The 22,397-nt window shown below is 69.1% G+C and carries 28 protein-coding genes; 14 read left to right on the forward strand and 14 right to left on the reverse strand.

The window, feature by feature from the left end:
- Window positions 1-23: 23 nt before the first annotated feature.
- From NBT81_RS01540 to NBT81_RS01550, 3 genes are all read right to left on the reverse strand, one after another.
- Window positions 24-2,432, reverse strand: a complete 2,409-nt coding sequence (locus NBT81_RS01540) for a DEAD/DEAH box helicase (protein WP_338742469.1) — start codon at window positions 2,430-2,432, stop codon at window positions 24-26.
- Between the two features lie 161 nt (window positions 2,433-2,593).
- Window positions 2,594-2,836: a ferredoxin gene (locus NBT81_RS01545; RefSeq protein WP_338740557.1), complete on the reverse strand. Its 243-nt coding sequence runs from the start codon at window positions 2,834-2,836 to the stop codon at window positions 2,594-2,596.
- Window positions 2,837-2,895: 59 nt separating this feature from the next.
- The gene (locus tag NBT81_RS01550; RefSeq protein WP_338740559.1) at window positions 2,896-3,582 is read right to left on the reverse strand and encodes a DUF5828 family protein; all 687 of its coding nucleotides are present in this window, start codon (window positions 3,580-3,582) and stop codon (window positions 2,896-2,898) included.
- Window positions 3,583-3,797: 215 nt separating this feature from the next.
- Between NBT81_RS01550 and NBT81_RS01555 the strand changes: the two genes are divergently transcribed.
- Window positions 3,798-4,169 carry a cupin domain-containing protein gene (locus NBT81_RS01555; RefSeq protein ID WP_338740561.1) on the forward strand — a complete coding sequence of 124 codons (372 nt, stop codon included), beginning with the start codon at window positions 3,798-3,800 and terminating at the stop codon, window positions 4,167-4,169.
- Here the strand turns inward: NBT81_RS01555 and NBT81_RS01560 are convergent, their stop codons facing one another.
- Window positions 4,170-4,373, reverse strand: a complete 204-nt coding sequence (locus tag NBT81_RS01560; RefSeq protein WP_338740562.1) for a hypothetical protein — start codon at window positions 4,371-4,373, stop codon at window positions 4,170-4,172.
- Window positions 4,374-4,529: 156 nt separating this feature from the next.
- Between NBT81_RS01560 and NBT81_RS01565 the strand changes: the two genes are divergently transcribed.
- Window positions 4,530-5,243 (forward strand): hypothetical protein, encoded by a 714-nt coding sequence (locus tag NBT81_RS01565; RefSeq protein WP_338740564.1) that lies wholly within the window; start codon window positions 4,530-4,532, stop codon window positions 5,241-5,243.
- A gap of 1 nt (window position 5,244) precedes the next feature.
- Complete coding sequence (locus NBT81_RS01570; protein ID WP_338740565.1) at window positions 5,245-5,862, forward strand: DUF6517 family protein; 618 nt, start codon at window positions 5,245-5,247, stop codon at window positions 5,860-5,862.
- Between the two features lie 37 nt (window positions 5,863-5,899).
- Here the strand turns inward: NBT81_RS01570 and NBT81_RS01575 are convergent, their stop codons facing one another.
- From NBT81_RS01575 to NBT81_RS01585, 3 genes are all read right to left on the reverse strand, one after another.
- Window positions 5,900-7,750, reverse strand: a complete 1,851-nt coding sequence (locus NBT81_RS01575) for a carbon starvation CstA family protein (RefSeq protein WP_338740566.1) — start codon at window positions 7,748-7,750, stop codon at window positions 5,900-5,902.
- A gap of 68 nt (window positions 7,751-7,818) precedes the next feature.
- Window positions 7,819-8,805, reverse strand: a complete 987-nt coding sequence (locus NBT81_RS01580; protein ID WP_338740567.1) for an ArsA family ATPase — start codon at window positions 8,803-8,805, stop codon at window positions 7,819-7,821.
- A 1-nt stretch (window position 8,806) separates the two neighbouring features.
- Complete coding sequence (locus NBT81_RS01585; RefSeq protein ID WP_338740568.1) at window positions 8,807-9,103, reverse strand: hypothetical protein; 297 nt, start codon at window positions 9,101-9,103, stop codon at window positions 8,807-8,809.
- Window positions 9,104-9,221: 118 nt separating this feature from the next.
- Here NBT81_RS01585 and NBT81_RS01590 point away from each other — a divergent pair, with 118 nt between their 5' ends.
- Both NBT81_RS01590 and NBT81_RS01595 read left to right on the forward strand, forming a co-directional pair.
- Window positions 9,222-11,810, forward strand: a complete 2,589-nt coding sequence (locus NBT81_RS01590; protein ID WP_338740569.1) for a hypothetical protein — start codon at window positions 9,222-9,224, stop codon at window positions 11,808-11,810.
- Between the two features lie 67 nt (window positions 11,811-11,877).
- Entirely contained in the window at window positions 11,878-13,080 is a 1,203-nt protein-coding gene (locus tag NBT81_RS01595) for a CobW family GTP-binding protein (RefSeq protein WP_338740571.1), read from the forward strand.
- Here NBT81_RS01595 and NBT81_RS01600 read toward each other — a convergent pair.
- The 3 genes from NBT81_RS01600 to NBT81_RS01610 all read right to left on the reverse strand — a co-directional run bounded on the left by NBT81_RS01600 (window position 13,077) and on the right by NBT81_RS01610 (window position 14,138).
- On the reverse strand, window positions 13,077-13,316 hold the full coding sequence (locus tag NBT81_RS01600) for a hypothetical protein (protein ID WP_338740572.1): 240 nt from the start codon (window positions 13,314-13,316) through the stop codon (window positions 13,077-13,079). The two genes, NBT81_RS01595 and NBT81_RS01600, sit on opposite strands and share 4 nt — an antisense overlap.
- Window positions 13,317-13,386: 70 nt before the next feature.
- Window positions 13,387-13,788: an SRPBCC family protein gene (locus NBT81_RS01605; protein ID WP_338740573.1), complete on the reverse strand. Its 402-nt coding sequence runs from the start codon at window positions 13,786-13,788 to the stop codon at window positions 13,387-13,389.
- A gap of 35 nt (window positions 13,789-13,823) precedes the next feature.
- The gene (locus tag NBT81_RS01610; RefSeq protein WP_338740575.1) at window positions 13,824-14,138 is read right to left on the reverse strand and encodes a hypothetical protein; all 315 of its coding nucleotides are present in this window, start codon (window positions 14,136-14,138) and stop codon (window positions 13,824-13,826) included.
- A 57-nt stretch (window positions 14,139-14,195) separates the two neighbouring features.
- Here NBT81_RS01610 and NBT81_RS01615 point away from each other — a divergent pair, with 57 nt between their 5' ends.
- Both NBT81_RS01615 and upp read left to right on the forward strand, forming a co-directional pair.
- Window positions 14,196-14,411, forward strand: a complete 216-nt coding sequence (locus NBT81_RS01615) for a hypothetical protein (RefSeq protein ID WP_338740577.1) — start codon at window positions 14,196-14,198, stop codon at window positions 14,409-14,411.
- A 40-nt stretch (window positions 14,412-14,451) separates the two neighbouring features.
- Window positions 14,452-15,129, forward strand: coding sequence for a uracil phosphoribosyltransferase (gene upp, locus NBT81_RS01620; protein ID WP_338740579.1), 678 nt, complete (start codon window positions 14,452-14,454; stop codon window positions 15,127-15,129).
- 107 nt (window positions 15,130-15,236) lie between these two features.
- On the opposite strand, the gene NBT81_RS01625 is transcribed toward upp, so the two are convergent.
- The 3 genes from NBT81_RS01625 to NBT81_RS01635 form a co-directional block, all read right to left on the reverse strand.
- Window positions 15,237-15,851: a YigZ family protein gene (locus NBT81_RS01625; RefSeq protein WP_338740581.1), complete on the reverse strand. Its 615-nt coding sequence runs from the start codon at window positions 15,849-15,851 to the stop codon at window positions 15,237-15,239.
- Between the two features lies 1 nt (window position 15,852).
- Window positions 15,853-16,353: an amino acid-binding protein gene (locus NBT81_RS01630; RefSeq protein ID WP_338740583.1), complete on the reverse strand. Its 501-nt coding sequence runs from the start codon at window positions 16,351-16,353 to the stop codon at window positions 15,853-15,855.
- 100 nt (window positions 16,354-16,453) lie between these two features.
- Window positions 16,454-16,615: a hypothetical protein gene (locus tag NBT81_RS01635; protein WP_338740585.1), complete on the reverse strand. Its 162-nt coding sequence runs from the start codon at window positions 16,613-16,615 to the stop codon at window positions 16,454-16,456.
- A gap of 217 nt (window positions 16,616-16,832) precedes the next feature.
- On the opposite strand from NBT81_RS01635, the gene NBT81_RS01640 reads away from it, so the two are divergent.
- The 7 genes from NBT81_RS01640 (at window position 16,833) to NBT81_RS01670 (ending at window position 21,742) form a co-directional block, all read left to right on the forward strand.
- On the forward strand, window positions 16,833-17,168 hold the full coding sequence (locus NBT81_RS01640) for a hypothetical protein (RefSeq protein WP_338740586.1): 336 nt from the start codon (window positions 16,833-16,835) through the stop codon (window positions 17,166-17,168).
- 102 nt (window positions 17,169-17,270) lie between these two features.
- The gene (locus NBT81_RS01645) at window positions 17,271-19,049 is read left to right on the forward strand and encodes a ferredoxin--nitrite reductase (protein WP_338740587.1); all 1,779 of its coding nucleotides are present in this window, start codon (window positions 17,271-17,273) and stop codon (window positions 19,047-19,049) included.
- A gap of 1 nt (window position 19,050) precedes the next feature.
- The gene (locus NBT81_RS01650; protein ID WP_338740588.1) at window positions 19,051-19,335 is read left to right on the forward strand and encodes a DUF6360 family protein; all 285 of its coding nucleotides are present in this window, start codon (window positions 19,051-19,053) and stop codon (window positions 19,333-19,335) included.
- Window positions 19,332-19,475, forward strand: a complete 144-nt coding sequence (locus NBT81_RS01655; protein ID WP_338740589.1) for a hypothetical protein — start codon at window positions 19,332-19,334, stop codon at window positions 19,473-19,475. Before NBT81_RS01650 ends, NBT81_RS01655 begins: the two co-directional genes overlap by 4 nt.
- Window positions 19,472-20,314: a uroporphyrinogen-III C-methyltransferase gene (gene cobA, locus NBT81_RS01660; protein ID WP_338740591.1), complete on the forward strand. Its 843-nt coding sequence runs from the start codon at window positions 19,472-19,474 to the stop codon at window positions 20,312-20,314. Before NBT81_RS01655 ends, cobA begins: the two co-directional genes overlap by 4 nt.
- 35 nt (window positions 20,315-20,349) lie before the next feature.
- Complete coding sequence (locus NBT81_RS01665; protein WP_338742471.1) at window positions 20,350-21,366, forward strand: anthranilate phosphoribosyltransferase; 1,017 nt, start codon at window positions 20,350-20,352, stop codon at window positions 21,364-21,366.
- 37 nt (window positions 21,367-21,403) lie between these two features.
- Window positions 21,404-21,742 (forward strand): ferredoxin, encoded by a 339-nt coding sequence (locus tag NBT81_RS01670; RefSeq protein ID WP_338740593.1) that lies wholly within the window; start codon window positions 21,404-21,406, stop codon window positions 21,740-21,742.
- On the opposite strand, the gene NBT81_RS01675 is transcribed toward NBT81_RS01670, so the two are convergent.
- Window positions 21,743-22,390, reverse strand: a complete 648-nt coding sequence (locus NBT81_RS01675) for a bifunctional precorrin-2 dehydrogenase/sirohydrochlorin ferrochelatase (RefSeq protein WP_338740596.1) — start codon at window positions 22,388-22,390, stop codon at window positions 21,743-21,745.
- Window positions 22,391-22,397 lie beyond the last annotated feature (7 nt).

A 22,397-nucleotide genomic window follows, 5' to 3' on the forward strand; every position in this document is an offset into this window, starting at 1 on the left:
CTACGCGCACCCACCGCCGTCACTCACCGGTAGTCGCTGCCCACCACGCGCCGAATCCGCTCGGCCGTCACCTCGCCGACTCCGTCGACCTCCATCAGATCCTCTTCGCGCGCGGTCATCACGGCCTCGACGCTCCCGAAGCCCTCCAGCAAGGAGCGTGCGGTCACCGGGCCGATGTCGGCGATGGCGCCGACGACGTACTCCTGTTGTTCGGCCAGCGTCTTCGAACTCTTCTCGCCGTGGACGCTGACCTCGCGGTCCTTCGCCGTCTGCTCCCGCCCGGCGACGACCGCCAGGAGATCAGCGGTGTCGCTCTCGTCCTCGGTCCGGAGGACACTCACCCCGAAGTCGACCGAGAGCGACGCCAGCGCCCCTCGGATGGCGTCGGGATGGACGTTGCGCTCCTCGTAGAGGCCGTCGCCTTCGAGTACGACGACCGGGCGGGCGTAGTGGCGCGAGAGGTCACCCACTTGCTCGAACAACGAGCGGTCGCCGCCGGTGAGTGTGTCGAGGAAGTCGGCCACGGATTTGCGCTCGATCGCCACCCGGTCGGAGACGACGTAGTCGCCGACGGCGAGCGTCTCCAGTCGCGTCTCTATCCCCTCGCGGGTCGAGAGGTCGCGCGCGATGGCCGAGTCGAGTTCACGCTGGTCGACGACGATTTCGACCGCCTCGTCGTCGTCGTCGCCGGCGGTGGCGACGACCCCGTCCGCCTCGTCGCCGACCGTCTCGGCTTCGTCGCCGACCGTCTCGTCGAACGCCGCGAGTCCCGGCTGGGCCGCCGTTCCCCCGTCGGCCTCCGTCGCTTCGGTCCCGGTTTCAGTCGAACCATCCCCGTCGAACGCATCCAGCGCCGTCTGGGAGTCGTCGAGGTCGGCCGCCACCTCGTCGGCGACCCCCTTCAACTGCTTCAGTTCGTCCTCCATCTCCCGCTCGCGCCGCCGGGAGATCCAGAAGAAGGCCTCGTCGCGGGTGTCCTCGGCCATGAGGACGACCACTCGTCCCTCGTCCTGTCTCCCGGTTCGACCCTTGCGCTGGATCGACCGAATCGCCGTCGGCACGGGCTCGTAGAAGAGCACGAGGTCGACCTCGGGTACGTCCAGCCCCTCCTCGGCGACGGACGTCGAGACCAGCACTTCGAACTCGCCGGCTCGGAAGGCGTCCAAGGTTTCGCCCTGTTCTTTCTGGGTCATGCCGTCCGATCCCTCCTTGTCGCCCTGGCCGACGAAGCGACGCACGTCGAAACTCTCGCGCAGGAAGCCGGTGAGCGCCTCCGCCGTGTCCCGTGACTCGGTGAAGACGATGACCCGCTCCCCGCCGCCGATACCGAGCGTCTGAGCGAGCAACACCCGCGTCTGTCGGAACTTGGGGTGGAGGTCGTCGAACGCCTCGGCCTTCCGCATCGCCTCGCGTACCGTCGGTTCGGCGACCAGTCGCTGACTCGCCTTCGACGCACCCGAGGACCGCGCGGCGTTGCGCTGTCGCTCGAAGTACCGCCGTAGCGACTCCACCGACTGCGTCTCCGCGAGTTCGACCGCTCGACGGAGTTTCATCACCTCCGCGTGGATCGACATTCCCTCGTACCCCTCGGACTGGTCGGCGTCGATCAACTCCTGTAACTCCCCACGCATCCGGTTGAGGTCGCGTTGGGAGAGGTCCGGACTCGTCGAGTTCGTGACGCCGAGTTCCTTCAGCGACTCCAGTCGGTCGGTGATCACATCGTTGATCGCGTCGCGAATCTCGATCACCTCGTCGGGCAGGCTCACTCGTTCCCACTCCACCTCGGTGTCGTGGGTGTAGTCGGCCACGTCGGCGTCGTCCTCGGTCATCACGGTCACCTCTGCGAGGCCGAGGTTCTCACACACCGTCCGGATCGCCTCCTCGTCGCCGCCGGGCGAGGCGCTCATCGCCGTCACCAGCGGTCGCTCGGCGTCGGCGTGGTAGCGCTCGGCGATGTAGACGTAGGCGTAGTCGCCGGTCGCGCGGTGACACTCGTCGAAGGTGAGGTGTGTCACGTCGGCAAGCGAGATACGGCCGCCGATGAGGTCGTTCTCGACGACCTGTGGCGTCGCGATGACGATCCGGCTGTCGGTCCACAGGTCGGCCCGGTCGTCCGGGCGAACGTCGCCCGTGAAGACCGTAATCTCGTCGTCGGGGATCGTCAGCGCCTCGCGGTAAAAGGTCGCGTGTTGCTGGACCAGCGGCTTGGTCGGGGCGAGAAAGAGTGCCGTCCCGCCGGCCTCGTGGAGACGGTCGGCGGTCACGAGCAGACTCACCGTCGTCTTGCCCAGTCCCGTCGGGAGACAGACGAGGGTGTGGTCGGCGCGTGCGGTGTCGGCGAGTTCCTGCTGGTATCGCCGGCGCTCGATGAAGCCCGGCGCGAGCAACGGGTGGTCGACGTAGTCGTCGTCGCCGCCGTCGGTGGCCGCCATCGCCCCGTCTTCGTCGCCGCCGGAGTTAAGGGTTGGCGAACCGCGGTGAAAGTGGTATCGCGTCTCGGAGCCTCCGAGGAGGCCGGGGGACCGGTCGACCTCGACACCCATCTCGATCTCGCTCGCGACGGATTCGAGAGCGGTATCCCGCACTCTCCAATCTACACGACTCGGTCGCCGTCGTCGTCGTAGAGGCGGATGGCGTCGACGGGGCAGGTCCGCGCGGCGAACTCGGCGTCCAGTTCGGCGTCCTCCGGTACCTCGCGGACGAACAGATCGGGGTCGGTCTCCTCGCTCCCGACCAAGTCCGCTTTCCCGTCGTCGCGGTTCTCCTCGAACGCCGCCCACTCCTCGACGCACTGGAACATGCCGATGCAGGTGTCTCGGTCGAACTCGACGTGCATACCGGCCGTTGGACCGAGACGGGGATAGGCGTGGTGGGTCCGACCCGGCTCGGTTCGACTCAGTTCGTCGTCGACCTCGAGTCGTCACGCTCGGGGGGCGTTTCGACCCCTTCGACGGCCTCGGCGACGGACGTCTCCTTCTCGGTGTCGACGTGCCACCGGTCGACGTCGCTCTCGTAGTCGGCGAGGCGGTCGCTCACCGCCGACTTGAGTTCGTCGTCGTTGACGTTCACCTCGAAGATGAACTGGTCCCCGTCGTCCCCGCGGGTCGTCTTTTGGACGTTCGCGCTCACGAGTTCGTTGTCGAAGTAGTAGGGTGCGAGTTGCGTCATCACCTTCCGGTAGACGGTGCCCTCGACCGCCCGGAGCGCCTTCCGCCCCGCCGAGTCGGCGGCGCGGGCGACGTAGTTGATCGAGTCCTGCCACCGATCGACGGCTTCGCCGTTGTCGCCCCGTTCGACGTGGTCGTACGACTCGGAGAGCTTCTCGCCGGCCGTCCGCAGGTCCTCGTCCGGCTCTTTCCCCGCTTTCTCGCCTTCGCCCTCGCCGACGCTCGCCTGCTCCGCGGTCTTCTCGCTCACGTCCTCGCCGAGGCGTTCGTGGGACTTGGGCCGCCACTCGTTCCACTCCTCGAAGGCCTCGCCGTCGGCGCCGGCGTCGCGGAGTGCCCGAGTGATCCGCTCCCCGTGTTCGACGATCTCTGCCCACGCACCCCGGCGTTTGAATCCGGATACGCTCTCTTCCATCGCTCGTCAGTCTCCCATGGTGTCGCCGTACAAAACGGTTCCGTGCCGCTACCGACCGCTCGGTCGGTTCGTGCCGACCGGAGCCGTCGTCACACGGCCACGCGTTCGTGTCCCGATTCCGCCCATCGTGTCCCTCGATAGGGGCGTCGACCGATTAAATCTTGCCGCCTATCGCGACGGCGGGATTTTTGTTCACCCCTCGACACCAGTGTCGTATGGGCTACCACGTCGTCGAGACGGACGAAGTCGAACCGGACCCCGACCGCCCCTGTACGCGCCGCTCGCTGTCGGAACTGGCCGGGCTCTCGGAGATGGCGATCAACCGCTACACGGCCGAACCGGGCGAGGAACTGCCGCTCGCGTACCACTACCACGACGAACAGGAGGAGGCCTTCTACGTCATCTCGGGGACCCTCCACGTCGACACGCCGGAGGGGACCCTCGAAGCGGGGCCGGACACGCTGCTCACGGTCGAACCGGACAGCCCCCAGTTCGCCTACAACCCCGAGGACGCGACCGAAACCGTCGACGTCGTCGCCGTCGGTGCACCGGCGGTCGACAGCGACGTCCACGCTTACGAGCCGTAACTACCGGTTCCAGACGAACTGCGTGACAGCGTCGTCGACGCGCGTCGAGAGCCGCGACAGCCACGCTTCGGGCGAGGCGCGCTCCACCGAGCTCCGATCGACCTCGATCCGCTCGTCGCCGAACGGATCACGGTCCTCCTCGTCGACCGCGTCGACGACGACGCTCATCGAGCAGCGTCCGCACGCTTCGGTATCTTTCGCCATCGTCCCGGATTGAGCCTCCAGTGTCTTAAATCCCGCCAGCGATGCGCTCTCGATTCCCGCCCGCGATGCGCTTTTGACCCTCGCCGGTGTACCCGTCGGCATGTATCGACTCGCGACGTCGCTCGAACCGACCGGCCATCGTCGACGCCCGCGGCGATGAGCGGGGATCGAGCCGGGGACGCGACGGAGACGGCCGACGCTCCGACCCCCACCGAGGGGCCGGCCGACCACGCGCCCGACGACGACTGGGGCGCGCCGGACGGCGAGGCCGAACGGGCCGCGACCCTGCCCGACGAGGTGGTCGAGGCAGTCCCCGACTGGACCGACGATCCGTACCTTGACCGCGTGAGCGACCGCCTGATGCACAGCTACGATCTGGAGAAGGGGGTGACCCACGGCGGCGAGCGCTGGGATCTGTACGGCGAACTCCGCGTGGTGAACCAGAAGCAGTTCGTCCACCCGGCGCTCTCCTACGCCGACCACGAGTCCGAGGAGTACCTCTTCGCTCGCCGTGTCGCTCGCCCAACCGTCGCCGAACTCGAACGGCTGGTCGACCTCGGCCACGAGGTGGCGGACGAACGTGTCACCGGCAACGAGGAGCACTACCGGACCGACGTCACGTTCGTCCTCGTCGCCGACGCGATTCCCGACCCGGTCCGGGAGTACGTCGACGGCTTCCGCGACCGAACCCTGTTGAAGTTCGGCTACTACGGCCACTACGAGGTGAACCTCGTCGTCGTCGACCCGGATCGCCGAACCGCGGTCGCCAGCGAGGCCGCCGACGCCGTCCAGGCGTTCGCCCTCTGGAAAGACCTCGACGACGCCGATCCGGGCGTCCTCGAACGCATCGCGCGGCGCTTCTGGTCGTAGCGTGCGCCGACGTCGCTTGCTCGCCGGCGGCCTCGCCTCCCTCGTCGGACTGGCCGGCTGTGGGCTGGTCCCCGAGGAAAGCGACCCGGTCGAGGCGAGCGCGACGGCACCGGCGACACTCCCCGAGGCCGCCGCGGCCGACGCTGGGTACGAACGGATCGTCGCCGAGACGACGACTGTCGAGACGACACTGGACGCGAACGTCAGTGGCGACGTGGAGTTGAACGCCAGTCGGGACGCGGTGGTGACGCTGTTCCGGCGGGCCTACCGCGCAGACGGCGGACGACGGTTCGGACTGGTCACCGCGCCGACGGTCCGCATCATCGAGAACTCGGAGACGCGGTACGACCCAGTCCCGTCGCTCGATCCAGCCCACGTCGTCGCCCTCGCGACCGACCGGTCGGTCGACGCCGTGAGCGACCCCGGCGAGTCGGAGACGGTCACACTCCTCGGGACGGCGACGGCCCGCGAGACGGCGACGGCGACCGACGGGGACCGAGACCTCGCGTTCGTCCGGGCCCGGGTCCGGGCCGGCGACGACGCCGTCACCGCCGTCGCGCTCGCACCGACGACCGACGCCGTGCGCGCGCCGTTCGACGCCGTCGCTCGCGATCCGTAGCGGCCGAAAAAGTCGATTCGAGGTCGGGAGCCGCGCGTCAGTCGTCGCTCGGTGCGCTGACCGCACCGCCCTCCTTCCGGGCGCTCCGGATGTTGCCGTAGCCGATGCGGACGAGCGACAGCGCGAGGTAGATGAGCACGAGCGCCAGTCCGGCTTGGACGGCACTGGAGATCAGCCCCGCCGTCGATTCGGCTCCACCCTGCAGGATGTTCGAGTAGATGTTCTCGTAGACGGCGAGCCACAGCAGCCCCAGGACGGTAATCGTCGTCATGATCGCCATCGGGACGCCGGTGGAGATGAGCTGTTTCGAGTCGTCCCAGTTGGCGAGCCACACCGTCGCCGTCAGGAGCGCGAGCGCGGCCAGCAACTGGTTCGCGCCGCCGAACAGGCCCCATAGGACGACCCACTCGCCCGACGCGACGAGCGCGTAGGCGGCCAGCGACTGGATCACGGGGTTGGTGTACCGGCCGCGCGCGAGGTTGCCGAGGCTGAAGCCCTCGAGACCGGTTCTGGTCTGGCCGGCCGGCATGCCCACGATCTCCTCCATCATGTATCGGCCGAGGCGGACGGCCGTGTCGGTGGAGGTCAGCAGGAAGCTCACGAGCACCAGCGCCATGAAGACGCTCGCGGCCGTCTGGGGGAGGCCGAAGCTGGTGAGAATGATCCCGCCGCCGGTGGCGAAGTTGGGGAGCGCCCCTCCGATGCCGCCGGCCGCGGCGTCGGCCGCGAAGCCACCGATGGCGAGCGTCGACAGCGCGACGGCCGCGAGCAGGCCCTCGCCGAGCATCCCGCCGTAGCCGATGAGACGGGCGTCGGTCTCCTTGTTCAGTTGCTTCGCCGTGGTCCCCGAGGAGACCAGCGAGTGGAACCCGCTGATCGTCCCACAGGCGATGGTGATGAACAACAGGGGGAACAGCGGGAGGAAGACGCCCTCGACCCCCCAGAAGCCGTTGTACATCCCGATCGAGGAGTCGACGACGAGCGGCTGGCTGCTGGTGCCGAGCACCGTGCCGACGATGATGGCCAGCAGCGCTCCCCCGACGCCCGTGTACAGGAGGAACGACGAGAGGTAGTCACGCGGCTGGAGCAACACCCACACCGGAAGCGCGCTGGCGATGCCGGCGTACACCAACACGACCGGGATCCACGCCGCGGTGTTCGCTCCGAGAGCGCCCGACGCGGGAACCCAGCTCCCGCTTCCGGAGAACACCACGAACGTGCCGGCGGTGTGAGAGCCCTCCGCCAGCGGGAACAGCGCGAACGGGTACTGGAGACCGACCCAGACGCCGCCGAAGACGCCGGCGACGAACAGGATCGTTCCCGGAATGAACGGCCCGTCGAGTTGGTAGAGGTAGACGCCGAACACGAGCGCCAGCGCCACGTACACGAAACTCGCCGTCGCTACCTGCGGGAACGCGTTGAACACGATGGCCACCACGAGGGCGAACACCGCCACCACCAGCACGATGGTGAGAAAGGCGAACCACAGCAGCATGTTCTTCCCCTTCCGCCCGACGTACTCGCCGATGATGTAGCCGATCGACTTCCCCTCGTGTCGGAGCGATCCGGACAGCGAGACGAAGTCGTGGACCGCGCCCATCAGCGGGTTGCCGATGGCGATCCACAGAAGCGCCGGCACCCATCCCCACACCGCCCCCGCGGTGATCGGGCCGACGATCGGGGCCCCACCTGCGATGCTCGAGTAGTGGTGCCCCAGTAACACCGGTTTCTTTGCCGGGACGTACTCCTGACCGTCCTCGTACTTGTGGGCTGGTGTCTCGGCGTCCTCGTCGAGGTCGACGAACTGCGCGAGGTAGCGCGAGTATCCGACGTAGCCGATCGTGAACGTCACCAGCACCGCGAGTACGATCCAGATTACTTGTGTCATGTGTCGCCTCAGACAGAAAGATAATTAAAGATCAACTTAAGCGTTGGTGTTGCGTGCACGGGCGGCGGTCACTCGTCGCGCCCGACGAACGTCGGCTCCTCGGCGGCCGGATCGATGGCGAGTTCGTCGGCCACCGCCGCCAGCAGGTCGCCACGCACCTCTCGGGTCCGCGATTCGATCTCCGCGACGAGCGGCGGCGCGAACTGCTCCCGGACCTGTTCCAGCCGGTCGCGCTCGGTCTCGATCCGATCCCGGAGGTAGCGCGCCCCCCGACCGTCCTCGTCGTCGTCCGGTGGCGGCGTCAGTCGGTTCGCCACCAGTCCCCGGACCGACAGGTCCCGCTCCTCCATCTCCTCGATCGCCCGCCCGGTCTCGTTGACCGAGAGCTGGTCGGGGTTCAACACGAGGAAGAAGGCGGCGTCGTTGCGGAGCGCGCCGCCGGCGAACTCGAAGAAATCCCGGCGCTCGGCCAGCCGTTCGAGTACGGGGTCGCCGTCCATCACCCGTCGGGGTTCGTTGTTGCCGATGGCCGCCTTCTCGAAGAGGTCGATGCTCTGGCGGCGTTTGTGGGTCAAGCGGTCGATCCAGTCGCGGAGGAACTCCGGCAGGCCGAGCAACCGGAGCGTCGACCCCGTCGGTGCCGTGTCGAACACCACCCGATCGTAGTCGTCGCTCTCGCGCATCACGTCGACGAACCGGTCGAACAGCGCGGCCTCGTAGGCACCCGGCGTCTGGTGGGCCATCTCCAATTGTCGGTTGATCTCGTTGACCATCGACGCCGATACCTGCTCCGAGAGGCGTTGTCGGATCTCGTCGAGGTGTCTCGTCACTTCCGTCTCGGGGTCGATCTCCATCGCCGACAGACCGTCGATCCCGTCTACCGCCTGCGGTTCGTCGTCGAACGCCTGATCGAAGACGTCCGAGACCGAGTGGGCTGGGTCGGTCGAGACGATCAGCGTCTCGACGCCTGCCGTCGCACACCGGCGGCCGTATCCACAGGAGACGGTCGTCTTGCCGACGCCACCTTTCCCACCGAAGAAGACGAACGGTTGCATCTCAGAAGTGGTACTGCTGGCCCTTGCGTTCGAGGTACGAGTCACGGTCCCACAGTCGACGCTCCCAGGCCTCGAACTCGTCTTCCAGGTAGGGGAGGAGTTCGGCCGTGTAGTACGACACTGGCGAGGGGATGCCGAAGGCGTCGGGGAAACAGGCCAGGAGGAACGCGTCCTCGCTGTCCTCGGCCTCCTTCTCGATTTTCTCGTAGGCGGGGTGCGAGATCATGCCGTGGTACAGGCCCTGAAGCCACTCCCGGAGGACTTCGCGGTAGGCCGCGATCCGATCGGCGACTGTCATCGTCCCTCATCCACCGCGGCGGCGAAACATAAACCCCGTGCCGGCTGTGTGCGACGGACGCGCGGAACCCGCTCTCGGCGGAACACTTACCTCCACAGTGGTCCTGCCCCGCAACGAGATGAGCGACGGTCCGGAATCGCTCGACGGACGGTCCGACGCCGGTCGCGAGGCCGTGACCCGAGCGATTCGGGACGCCGCTCGCGAAGCGCGTGGCGTCCCGGTCGTCGAGACGGTGCCCGACGCCGTCGATCGCGTCCCGTTCGGGGACGCCACCCCGGAACTCTGGTCGGCGGTCGCCGACGGCTGTCTCGTCGATCCCGCGGCCGGTGCAGCGGTCGCTCCGGCGTTGGCCGAGGGGCTCTACTACGAGGCGGCCCCCCAGGTCGCCCGTGCACTCGCCCACGTCGGCGCCGACACACCCGCGGCGGTCCGGTCGGCGGTCCCCCGCCTCGCACAGTTGCTCGCCGAACAGGAGCGGTTCGTCGCCGTCACCGAGCGACACCCCGGACGGCCAGCCGAGGCCGCGACCGTCGTCCCGGCGGTGATGGCGTTCGGTGCGCTCGCTCTGACCGACGAACTGTACGCGCCCGCGGCCGTCCGCCACCTCGTGGAGGCACTCGAATCGGTCCCCGGAATCCGGGACGAGGACTGGGACGGCCTCGACGCGTTCTCGGTGGTCGACGACCCGTCGTCGGTGACGGTCACGGCCGACCGGGGGCGGGAGCGGCCGGCCGACCGACCCGAGGCGGTCGTCGGAGTGTCGCTCGGCTGGCTGGCTACCCAGCATCCCCGTCACCGCTCGACGCTCGCCGCGTGGGCCGCGGGCGACCGCCACGACCCCCTCCTCCGCCGGATCGGACTGCGCGCCCTCGGGACCGTCGCTCGGTGTGTCGACGATCCGGACCGGATCGACCTCGACGGACTCGTCGACCCGGTGGCCGCGACGGCCGCCCACGCCACTGCGACCCCGGAACTCGGATGGCTCGCGACACGACAACTCCGTGTGTTTCTCGACCACGTCGAGGAGCGCGAGACGGGACGGGTGATCGAGGCCGGTCTCCGGCGTCCGCTCACCGACCTCGTCGAGACCCGGGCGTCCCGGTCCGCGCCCCCCGAGCGCCAGCGCTACACGGCGACGTTGGCTGCGCTGCTGGGCCGGCTTCACGCCCGCCGCTCGCCGACCGACGCCGCGGCCCTCCGCCGACGGGCGGTCGAGGCGTTCGAGACTGCGGGGCTGTCGGCGGACGCGGCCGCCGTCCTCGCCGACCTGTGGGTGGTCGTCCCCGGTCGGCTCCAGCGGCGGGACGTGGTTCCGTGGGAGCGTCTCGTCACCGGGCTGTCCGGGTCGGTCTGGGCTGGCGTTCACCAGGACACGCCGGCGTCGTTCGTGAGACGGGTCGAGCGCGAACTCGCCACTCGGTTCGCCGACGCCGTCACGACCCATCCCGGGGTCGTTCCCACGGCCGTCGGTCTGGCCGACGGCGATCACGCCGGAGTGCGGCGGTTCGGTACCGGGCTGCTCTTGCGCGTCGGGTCCGACTGGGCGTTCGACGGCGACTTCTCTCCCGGCCCGGGCCCGGAGACCGAGCCGATGGCCCCCGTCGCTGCGGCGACGCCGACGCTGGCACGACGCCTCCGAACCGACCCCGACTCGCGGGTCCGAGCCAACGCCGCGAACGCCCTCTACTACGTCGCACGGTCCCACACGGACCGCGTCGTGGCGCACGTGGACCCGATCCACCGCGGGCTGAGGGACGCCGATCCGCACGTCCGTGAACACGCGAGTACCGTGTTGTGGGCGCTCCTTGAGGAGCACCTCGGCAGACACGGGGTGACGCCGGACGGAACCCCGCAGGTCGTCGAACGGCTCCGGGGAACCCTGCCCGACGTGGTCGCCCTGTTCGGCGATCCGGCGGTCCGCGTCCGGGCGGAGGCGGTGAAGGTCGTGTTGCGACTCGCCCCGTTCGCCCCGGAGCGAGTCGCGACCTACGCACCGCAGATCCGGAACGGTCTCACTGCCGACAGTCGACTCGTCGCTCGGCGGACGGCGACGACGCTGGGCCACGTCGCTCCGGCCGCGCCCGACTCGGTCCGTCCCGCCGTCCCCACTCTCCGGAGCATCGTCCGGGACGGTGACCGCGACGGGAGCGTCCGGTCGGCGGCCGCGGTGACGCTGGCGACGGTCGGCGACGTCGTCGACGACGCCGCGATCCGGGACGACGGCGTGGCGCACCTCCGGGACCGGCTGACCGACGTGGCCGAGACCGACGGCATCCCGTCGATGGCGCCGTTCTGTCGTCTCGCCACCGGTCGACCGGCGGTGGCGGCCGAACTCCTCCCGGAGTACGTGGCCGCCACGGAGACGCTCGTCTCGACGGTCGGTGACGCCCAGTCCGGTGGCCCGTTCAGCGCGCAACCGGCGCTACGCTGTGCGTGTCACGGCCTCGCGGCCGTCGTCGGCGAGGTCCGGGCCGACGCCGACGCTCCGATCCCCGATCGTTCCCTCGAACGCTCGGCCGTCGACACGCTGGCGGACGCGGTGGCCGTCCCCGATCCCGGAGTTCGGGCCGACGCGTGCCGGGCGCTCGGTCACCTCGGCGGCGAGCGTGCCCTCTCGATCCTCCGCGAGCAACGTGGGAACGTTGTCGACCACGACCACGCCGTCGCGCGGGCGATAGCGCGGATCGAGGCTCGATCCGGCGACTGAGCGGTTCGGTCGTCCGGTCGCCGCGCCCACCCGACCGTTCAAGCCTCGCGGGTCCCACAGTCCCCCCATGACCACCACGGACCGCATCCCGGTGACGATCCTCTCGGGCAACCTCGGTGCCGGCAAGACGACGCTGTTGAACCACCTGCTCGCGAACGCCGACCGCGACGTGGCGGTCCTGGTCAACGACATGGGCGAGGTGAACGTCGACGCCGACCTCCTCGCCGAGGGGACCGACCTCGACGGCGGTCGGGTCGCCGAACTGTCCAACGGCTGTATCTGCTGTGAACTGCGCGACGACTTGGAGACCGCGGTCGTCCGACTCGCCCGAGAGCGCGACTTCGACGCCTTGGTCGTGGAGTCGTCGGGCATCTCCGAACCCGCGCCGGTCGCCCGCCTGTTCACCACCGACTCCGCGGCGGCCGCCCGATACCGCGTGAACGCCCTCGTGACCGTCCTCGATACGCGACTCTTTCTCGACGCCTTCGGCGGCGACGAAGTGCCGGAACGCCGGGGCACCGACGACGACCGTCCCCTCTCGGACCTCCTCGTCGAACAGATCGAGGTGTCGAACCTGGTCCTTCTGAACAAGGCCGACCTGTGTACCGACGCCGAACTCGACCGGGCCGAGTCGCTGGTCGCCGCACTCCAACCCGACGCCGAGACGATCCGCACCGAGTTCTCGGCCGTCGATCCCGCCCGCCTCCTCGACGCCGACGTCTTCGACCCCGACGCAGTCGCGGACCTGCCGGGGTGGAAGCGAGCGATCGAGGCCGGTCACGACCACGCCCACGCCCACCCCGACGAGGTGTACGGCGTCTCCTCGTTTACGTATCGCCGCCGCCGACCGTTCCACCCCGACCGCCTCGCCGCCGTGCTCGCCGACCTCCCCGCCGGCGTCGTCCGGTCGAAGGGGACGCTCTGGGTCGCCGGCAACGAGGCCCGGCAGTCGGCGAGTCAGGCCGGTCCGTCGGTGCGAGTGACCGCACAGGGGCCGTGGATCGCCGCACTCCCCGAGATCGAGCGGAAGACCTACCGCGACAACCGTCCGAACCTCGACTGGCACGAGGAGTACGGCGACCGCCGCACCGAGTTCGTCGTCATCGGCACCGACGTCGACGAGGCGTCGCTCCGCGACCGGTTCGACGCCGCCCTCGTCACCGACGACGAGTGGGTCGACGTCGACGGCGACGGCGTCGCTGCCGACGCCGACGGCGACGACCCGTTTCCGACCGAGTCGGGCGAGACGGCCGTCATCCGGGAGCCCTAACAGGCACAACTCGATCCGGCCGCCCGCTCGAATCGCATCTCGCCGCCACAGTCCGGACACCGCGGCGTTCCGTCCCCAGTCCGGTCGAGTCCCTCCTCGTCGACGGCGACGTCCCGCACGCGGACGCCGCAGTCGTCACACCAGTACGCGCCCGACGAGCCGTCGTCCCCACCCTCGTCCGGCGCGCGGGTGGTCGAGGCGGACAGCACCTCGGTCACCGTGTCGATAAGTCCCATACCCGACGGCACCGCGGCCAGCGGTCTAAAGCCGATCCGTTCGTGTGAGGGGGACGCACGATCGAACCGGTCAGACCGCCCCGGCCACCCGGTCGAGCAGGCGGTCGAGTTCGCCGCCGCGCTTCCAGGCCGCGATCCGATCGGCGAACGGGAGGGGAAGGGACAGCGACACCCGCGACCGGGCCCGCACCCGCGACCCCTCGTCCTCCGCCGTGACCGTGACCCACGTCTCCATCCGTTCGAACGGCCCGTCGCCGACCTGTTCGTACCGGTAGCCCGACTCGAGGGGTTCGAACTGGAGTCGGAAGGACATCCCCGGACCGGTCGCCGTGACGACGGTTCCGCCCTCCGCGTCGGCCGCGTCCGCCACGTCGAAACTCCCCTCCCACGCCACCAGGTCCCGCGGCGAGAGCAGTCGCTCGAGTTCGCTGGGGGTGGCTGCGACGAATCGCTCGCGTTCGACTTCGCGCACACCCCCGCCTATGACGGTGGGGGACTTACAACTAGTCAGAACAGCGGGAGCGACAGCGCGAGGATCACGGCCCCGAGCGCGAGCCCCATGTAGTAGAGGCGGGTCGCGTCCGTTCCCGCGCCGTCGACGGCGTCCGGCGCCGCCCGCCAGACGAACTGGTAGTACGCGCCGACGATCAGGGAGGCGGTGACCGCCGCCGCCGCCGCGACCCCCGTCCGGAGCGAGAGCCCGTACGCTAGACCGTACAGCGGCCCGGCCGAGAGGGTGAGCATCGCGCCCAGTCCCGCGACGACGACGAACGGGACGGGATCGACCGGGTGACCATCCCGGTTCGTGGGGCGGCGGTCCATGGGCACTATAGGGTCGCCAGGGACAAGAAGTAAGTGCCGTTCGGGACGCCTGTCGGTATGGCCGACGACCCCGAGGGGTTCGACGACGCGGTGACCGACGCCGAGGGCGACCCACGGGTGATCCTCGCGCTGAACCTGGTGCTGTCCTCCGCGTTCGCGTGGCTCGTGATTTGGGGCCTGTCGGTCCTCGACGTCGCCGCCTACACCGCCGTCAACGTCGCCACGCTGGCCGCCGCTCTCGTCGGTGTGACGTACCTCATCACGCGGCACTGATGGCAGTCGTTTTAAGTCGCCTCCGGCCGCTTCCCCGACGATGACGATTGAGGACCGCGACGAGGCACACCTCGTCACTCACGCGCTCGCAAAGGATACGCTGTCGAAGATCCGGGACGTCGACACCGAACAGGTGGCGTTTCGGAAGGGGTTGGTGAAACTCGGCCGCATCTGTGGCTACGAGATCATCGACGGCGCGATGGACACCGAGTACGTCGCCATCGAGACGCCGCTGGCCGACACGACCGGCGAACGGGTGAAGGGACTCGACGACGTGGTCATCATCAACGTCCTCCGGGCGGCGACGCCCTTCGTCGAGGGCCTGCTGAAGGCCTTCCCCCGCGCGAAGCAGGGCGTCATCAGCGCCGGCCGCGACGAGGAGGCCGGGATGAACGAGGACGGCGAGTTCCCCATCACCGTCGACTACGTGAAACTCCCCGAAATCGGCGAGGACGACACGATCATCGTCGCCGACCCGATGCTCGCCACGGGGTCGACCATGTGTGCGGTCCTCGACTACGTCCTCGAGGAGGCGACCGACTTCGAGAACCTCTTCGTCCTCTCGGCGGTCAGCGCGCCGGACGGCCTCCTCCGAGTGAGTGAGGCCGTCCCCGAGGCCGACCTCCTGACGGTCGCCATCGACGACCGCCTCGACGACGACGGCTTCATCGTCCCCGGCCTCGGCGACGCCGGTGATCGCGCCTTCCGGACGACCTGACCCCCTCCTTTCCGGTCGAGAACCGGCGGACGACACACCGATTCGACCAGGTAGATCTCCACCGAAGCCGACCCCGGTAGCGCTCCGGAGCGCTCGATAGCCGACCGCTACGACAGGTCGACCCGGCCGCTCGTCGCGCTCCGGAGGCGGTCCCGGAGCGCGTCGGCCTCGGCGACCGGCACCCGCACGTCGAAGCTAACCCGTTCCTCGTAGGCCGCCTCGAACTCGACGCCCTCGCTCTCTAAGACGCCGCGGACCGTCCCCGAGTCGTCGTAGTCGACGGCGACGGCCACGCGCTCGTGTGGTCGCTGCTCGACCACGCCGGCGTCGTCGACGGCCGCGGCGACCGCCCGCGAGTAGGATCGTGCCAGTCCGCCGACCCCCAAGTTCGGACCGTTCTTGTAGCGCACGACCGCGCTCGCCACGTTACGGAGGTCGCGCTGGACGAGTACGTTCAGCGCCGGATCACCCGACGATCCGGAGGGTTCACCGTCGTCGCTACACCACTCCCGGAGTCGCCCGGACGCGGGCGCCGACCCCTCGGCGGGGACGCGGTAAGCCGGAACGATATGGCGGCCGTCGGGGTAGGCCTCGTTCACCGACGCGACGAACGCCTCCGCCGCCCCGACGGAGTCGGCCGGGGTGACGAACCCGAGGAACGTCGAGCCGTCGACCTCGACTCGCGACTCCCCCTCGCCGGCGACGGTGCGGTACGACGACATCTCAGAACTCGACCCGGCGGACGTACGGCAGCTCGCGGATCCCGACCAAGAGCTCACCCGGAAGGTCGGCGTCCGTGATGACGTAGAGTTTGGGGTCGTCGACGAACTCGGGATCCTCGCTGATCACCTGGCGGATGGAGATGTCGCGCTCGGCAATGGCGGCCGTCACGTCGGCGACGATGCCGGATTCGGTCTCGTCGTCGACCCAGATCGTCAGCACCGTCAGATCGAGGACGGGGGCCAGATCCATCAGGCTCGGGATCGCCGTGATGTTCTGGAAGATCCGCCGGAGTTGCGGGTCGTCGAGGATGGCGTTCGTCGTCGAGTCGACTACCCGGCGGTCGACGTCGATCTCGCGGGCGATCCCCGTGTTGGGGATCTCGATGCCGCCGGAGACGACCCGTCCCTCGTCGTTGACGGAGAACCCCCGCTCGAGGAGAAGCCGGATCACCGCCTGTTGACTCGGGCTCCCCTCGAACTTCTCCATGATCTCGTCGAACATTCCTCGTCGGCCGTTGAGCGGGGGCACTCATATACTCTCGGCTCCCGGTCGCTCGTCCGAGTCGGTCGACACGCGGCCGTCAAAAGCCGTAGCTCCGGTTTCAGTCCTGGTCCGCGCCGTCGCGGGTCTCGCTCAGATGCTCCCAGATTTCCGTACAGCCCGCGCCGGCTTCGACGTCGGAGAGGTGGTTTCGCTCTTCGGCGGCATCTCGATCGGCGTCTGCGTCCGACGACCGGCTCACGGTCTTACTGTTCTCGCTCATCGAACACCGGTAGGCCGTGTACACGTATAAGGCCGCGTTCAGGCGTAATGGCTACCCGTTCTCCCACATTGAGGCGGGGCTTTCCGGTATCCCTGACGGACCGATACGGCGGAAATCGACTGGGGTCGGTCGATTAGGGGGGTCCTACCGTGTCCGACGACCGGCAATCGTCGCCCACGACGACGGCCTTACCGCCGTCGGGGTACAAGCGACGCCCGTGACGACGGACGTGCACCAACTCGACGACGGGGCATGGGTCAGTGTCAACGACTCCCGCGAGGTGAACGTGAGCGACCTCTGGCGCCTCGCAGCCCACGATTTCTGCGCCTGCCGTCTCGCCGACTTCCTCGCGGAGGGGTTCGTCGAAGTGGGTGCCGACGGCGCGAACGTCGAGGGACGGATCGCCGGCCGGTGTATCCAGTGTGGCGAGGAGGGCGTCACCGACTGGTTGACGCTCGGTCGCGTCGATCCGAGAACCGGGGAGTTCAGACCCGTCGTGCCGGAGAGCGTCCACCTCCCGCGCCGTCGGACGCGTCCCGAACCGACGACCTGAGGCTCCGATATAGCGGCAACAATTGTCTCCTCCCCGGAGAGGCGGGAAGGCTGGCGGTGGGACCGACGGTATATACGTTCGGGTCCACTCTATGACGGTATCATGCCGTCCAAGGTCGAGCGCTGGAAAGACGAAACCTACGGAATGGAGATACGCGACCACCTCCTCCGATTCGCGGAGGAGGGCTGGGACGCGATCCCCGACGACGAACACGACGCGTGGTTCGAGCGGTTCAAGTGGTGGGGGTTGTACCACCAGCGGAAGGGACAGGAGAGCTACTTCATGATGCGCATCGGGACGCCGATGGGCCGGATGACGCCCGAACAACTCCGGACCGTCGGTGAGGTGGCGCGCGACTACGCCACCGGCCCCGTCGACAACCCCGAGTTCGGCTCGGCGTACGCCGACTTCACGACCCGGCAGTCGATCCAACTCCACTGGATCAAAGTCGAGGACATCCCCGACATCTGGGACGAACTCGAGTCGGTCGGTCTCTCTACGATTCAGGCGTGTGGCGACTCGTGGCGCAACATCGTCGGTTCTCCCGTCGCCGGCCGCGATGCCGACGAACTCGTCGACGTCTGGCCCGTCGTGCAGGAACTCCACGAGACGTTCAAGGGCAACGACCTCTACGCCAACCTGCCCCGGAAGTGGAAGGTCGCCATGACCGGCGACCGCCGTGGCTCCGGTCAGGGCGACATCAACGACCTGGCCTTCGAACCGGCGATCAAGGAGATAGAGGGCGAGGAGGTAGAGGGGTTCAACGTCAACGTCGGCGGCGGCCTCTCCCGCAAGGAGCCCCGCTTCGCCCGCGACATCGACGTCTTCTGCCGCCCCGAGAACGCCGCGGACGTCGCCGCGGGCATGTCCGCGCTCTTCCGGGACTACGGCGACCGCGACGACCGCTTCAACGCACGCATCAAGTTCCTCGTCGACGAGTGGGGGCCCGAGAAGATGCGTTCGGTTCTGCAAGAGGAGTACATGGATTACGAACTCCCGACCGCCGGGGAGGGGCTCCGCGACGAGTACGACTACAACGCCGGCCGCTCGGACACCCACGGCGACTACGTCGGCGTCCACGACCAGAGCGACGGTCAAAACTTCGTCGGCCTCTACGTCACCGTCGGTCGGATGAACGCCGACGACGTGATCGACCTCGCCGATATGGCCGAGGCGTACGGCTCCGAGATGATCGGGCTGACCCAGCGCCAGAACGTCATCGTCGGCGACATCGCCGACGAGGACCTAGACGACTTCCTCGCCGAGGACCTCCTCGACGAGCACTCGCCCGACCCCCACCCGTTCATGCGCGGGTCCATCGCGTGTACCGGGACGGAGTACTGCTCGCTCTCCATCGTCGAGACGAAAAACCGGATGGTCCGGTACGGGCGGTGGCTCCGGGACAACGTTTCCCTCCCCGAGGGCGTCGCCGACTTCCACATCCACCTCTCTGGCTGTACCGCCTCCTGTGCCCAGCCACAGATCGCCGACATCAGTCTCCGCGGGATGAAAACGCGGAAGGACGGCGACGCGGTCGAGGCGTTCGACGTCGGCCTGGGCGGTGGCCTCGGTGAGAACCCGACCTTCGCCGACTGGGTGAAGATGCGTGTCCCCGCCGACGAGGTGCCCGGTTACATCGCCAACTTGCTTGAGGCGTTCGAGGAGGAACGCGAGAGTTCCGAGCAGTCCTTCCGCGACTTCGTCGCCGAACGCGACGAGGACGAACTCGCCGCCCTCGCCGACGGCGAGGAGACGAGTTACGAGGATCCCTACCTCGGCAACACGAAGATGACGTGGTACCCCTACGCCGAGGACACCGACATGGGTGCCTCGCCCGCGCCGACGGACCCCAACGATCAGCCGCTCCCCTCGGACGACTAGCATGGCCGACCGCGTGCTGAAGGTCAACGCCTTCACGACGTTCGACCTCCTCGACGGGAGCGTGGAGGGGCACGGCTTCGAGGAGGAGGCCTTCGCCACGCTGAACGTGCGGACGCCCCGAGAGGACCCCGACGAGGTCACGCTGGAACTCGAACTCGACAACACGCAACTCGACGGTGTCCCGACCCACGCGGATCGGGTCGGCCTCTCGGCCGACGAGGCGCGCACCCTCGCGACCGAACTACAAAAGGCCGCGGAGCGTGTGGACGATACCGAGGACAGATGACCGACCGGACGCGGGCACCGACCGCCACGCTCTTCGACGCCGGCTTCGGCGCCGACGGCACCGCCCCACCGCCGGCCGACGCGGCCCGTGACCCCCCGACCGAACAGGCATCGAACCACCTCGACACTCCCAAACGATGAGTACTACGACCACCGGCACGGTGTATCTCGTCGGGGCCGGCCCGGGCGACCCCGAACTCATGACGGTGAAGGCCCGACGGCTTCTCGACGAGGCGGACGTCGTCCTCCACGACTCGCTCGTGGGCGACGGCGTGATCGAATCGATCCCCGACGCCACCCGCGTCGAACACGTGGGCAAGCGCGCCGACGGCGAGCGGACGCCACAGGCGGAGATCAACGACCACCTCGTCCGCGAGGCGCGCGCGGGCAACGACGTCGTCCGCCTCAAGGGCGGCGACCCGACCATCTTCGCCCGCGGGGGCGAGGAGGCCGAACACCTCGCGCGCCACGGCGTCCCCTTCGAAGTCGTCCCGGGCATCACCAGCGCCATCGCCGCGCCCGGGGGCGCCGGCATCCCGCCGACCCACCGCGACCACGCCTCGACGCTCGCGGTCGTCACCGGCCACGAGGACCCCTCGAAGGCCGACAGCGCCCTCGACTGGGGCGCGCTCTCCGACCTCGTCGCCGCCGGTGGGACGCTGGTGATCCTGATGGGCGTTTCCCGCCTCCCCGACAACGCCGCCGCCCTCCGTGCGGGGGGTGTCGACCCCGAGACACCCGTCGCGATGGTCGAGCGGTCGACCCTGCCCGACGAGCGAACCGTCACGGGGACCCTCGACACCATCGTCGACCGCGCCCGGGACGCCGGGATCGACCCCCCTGCCGTCACCGTCGTCGGTCAGGTCGTCGACGTCCGCGAGACGGTCGCACACTGCCTCGGCGCGGGCGACGCGAGCGACACGGTGGCCGACGGCCCTTTTACGACCGACTTCGAAGTCGCGGAGGTGAACCGACAGTGAGCGATTCGGACGACTCGTGGCCGCTCGAGCGCCTGATGACCGAGGTGGTCGGCTCCGGGACGAAATCCGCAGAGGACATGACCCGTGCGCAGGCCGGCGACGCCATGCGTCGCATCCTCGACGGCGACCCCGATCCGACGACGCTCGGGGCGTTCTGGCTCGCCAACCGCTGGAAGCACAACACGCCGGAGGAACTCGCCGCCTTCGTCGACGAGATGTGCGATCGCGTCGAGTACGCCGAACCCGACGCCGACCCCGTCGACTGCGGGGCCAACTACGACGGCAAGGGTCGGACCGCGATCCTCGGCGTCGCCGCTGGCGTCGTCGCGGCCGCCGCGGGTACGCCCGTCGTCGCCCACTCCGGCGACCGGGTCCCCACGCAGAAACAGGACGCGTACAAACACGTCCTCGACGAACTCGGCGTGGCGACCGAACTCTCGCCCCGCGACTCCGCGGACATGGTCGACGACGTCGGCTTCGGCTTCTACTACCAGCCGGCGTTCAACCCCGCCGTCGACGCCCTGTTCGACCGACGCGACCGGATGGGCGTCCGCACGTTCGTCAACACGGTCGAGACGCTCGCCAACCCCGCCGGCGCGAGCGTCCACCTCGGCTCCTTCTACCACCTCGCCTTCGCGAAGAAGGTGGTCGAGACGTTCGACCGGTGCGAGTTCCACGGTCTGGATCGCGTCGTCATGTTCCAGGGGATGGAGGGGTACGACGACATCCGGCCCGGCTACACCAAGGTGGCCGACTGGTCGGCCTCGGGCGAGTTCGACGACTACGAGATAGAGACCGCGGCCTACGGCATGGATTTCGAGGAGGACGACCTCGAAGTCTCCGACGTTGCCGGGGACAGCGCCCGCCTCACCCGCGAGGTGGTCGCGGGCGACCGCACGGACCACTGGCGCGACGCCGTCGCCCTCAACGCCGCGTTCCGGATCTACGCCGGCGGCGACGCCGCCTCCCTGGAGTCGGGCCTCGACGCCGCCCGCGACGCCATCGACGACGGGTCGGCCGCGGCCGTCCTCGACGACCTCCGGGCGTTCTGACCCGCCCGTTTAACAGCCCGCCTCGATTACGCATCCCATGAGCGACGACGACGTCATCCGGCCGAGCGAAGTCGGCGGCGACGGCGCCCCGCCCGTCGAGACCAAACCGTACAAGGTCATCTTCGAGGCCAACAAGTGCATCGGCACCGGCAAGTGCGCCGAGGTGTCGTCGAACTGGGACCTCGACCTCGACACCGGGCTGGCGCGCCCCCGGACCTACTACGTCGGCGAGGAGGAACTGGCCCACAACGTCCGCGCTGCGGAGGTCTGCCCGGCCAAGAAGGGCAGGGGGGTCATCCACGTGATCGACCGCCGGACCGACGAAGAGCTCGCTCCCGACCCCGAGGGTGACGGCACGCTGAGTGTCGACTGGTGATCAGCCGTCCAGCGCCTCGGCGACCACCCGATCGGCGACTTCGCGGACCCGCCGTTCGTCGCCGCTCTCCCGCGCGACGGTCCACACGGCGTCGGACGCAGCGACGGCGCGGACGGCCTCGCGGCGGCGCTCGGGATCGATCGACCGCGCTTTGAGCGTCCCTCGGAGGTCGCCGACGACCGTCGCCACCACTCCCGCGCCCGCGACCGTCGACTCCAGTTCCCGGCGCAGGTGCCGGCTCACCGCGGGGCTCGTCCCGCCGGTCGTGACGGCGACGCCGACCGGACCATCGTCGACGGTTGCGGGGACGACGACGCTCCCCCGCTCCCGGCCGCCGCTCCGGTCCGCGCGGTTGACGAGGATGCCCGCCTCGCTCGCCGCCCGCCCGACCGCGGCATTGAGGACGTCGTCGTCGGTGGCCGCGACGACGAGTGCGGGGTCGGCGGCCTCGATCCACGCCGGCACGTCCGCCGGGTCGGGCGCGGCGCGGACGAACTCGCTCCCGCCGAAGGCCTCGTCGGCGAAGGTCGGGCTGACGACGACGACCCGTGCCTCCTCGGCGAAGCGCCGCGCCTTCCGCGCGCCGACGGGTCCGCCGCCGAAGATCAGCACCACTTCGCCCTCGAAGTCGTGGACGAGCGGGATCACGACGGTT

This window comes from Haloplanus sp. CK5-1 (assembly GCF_037201915.1).
Taxonomy (GTDB): domain Archaea; phylum Halobacteriota; class Halobacteria; order Halobacteriales; family Haloferacaceae; genus Haloplanus; species Haloplanus salilacus.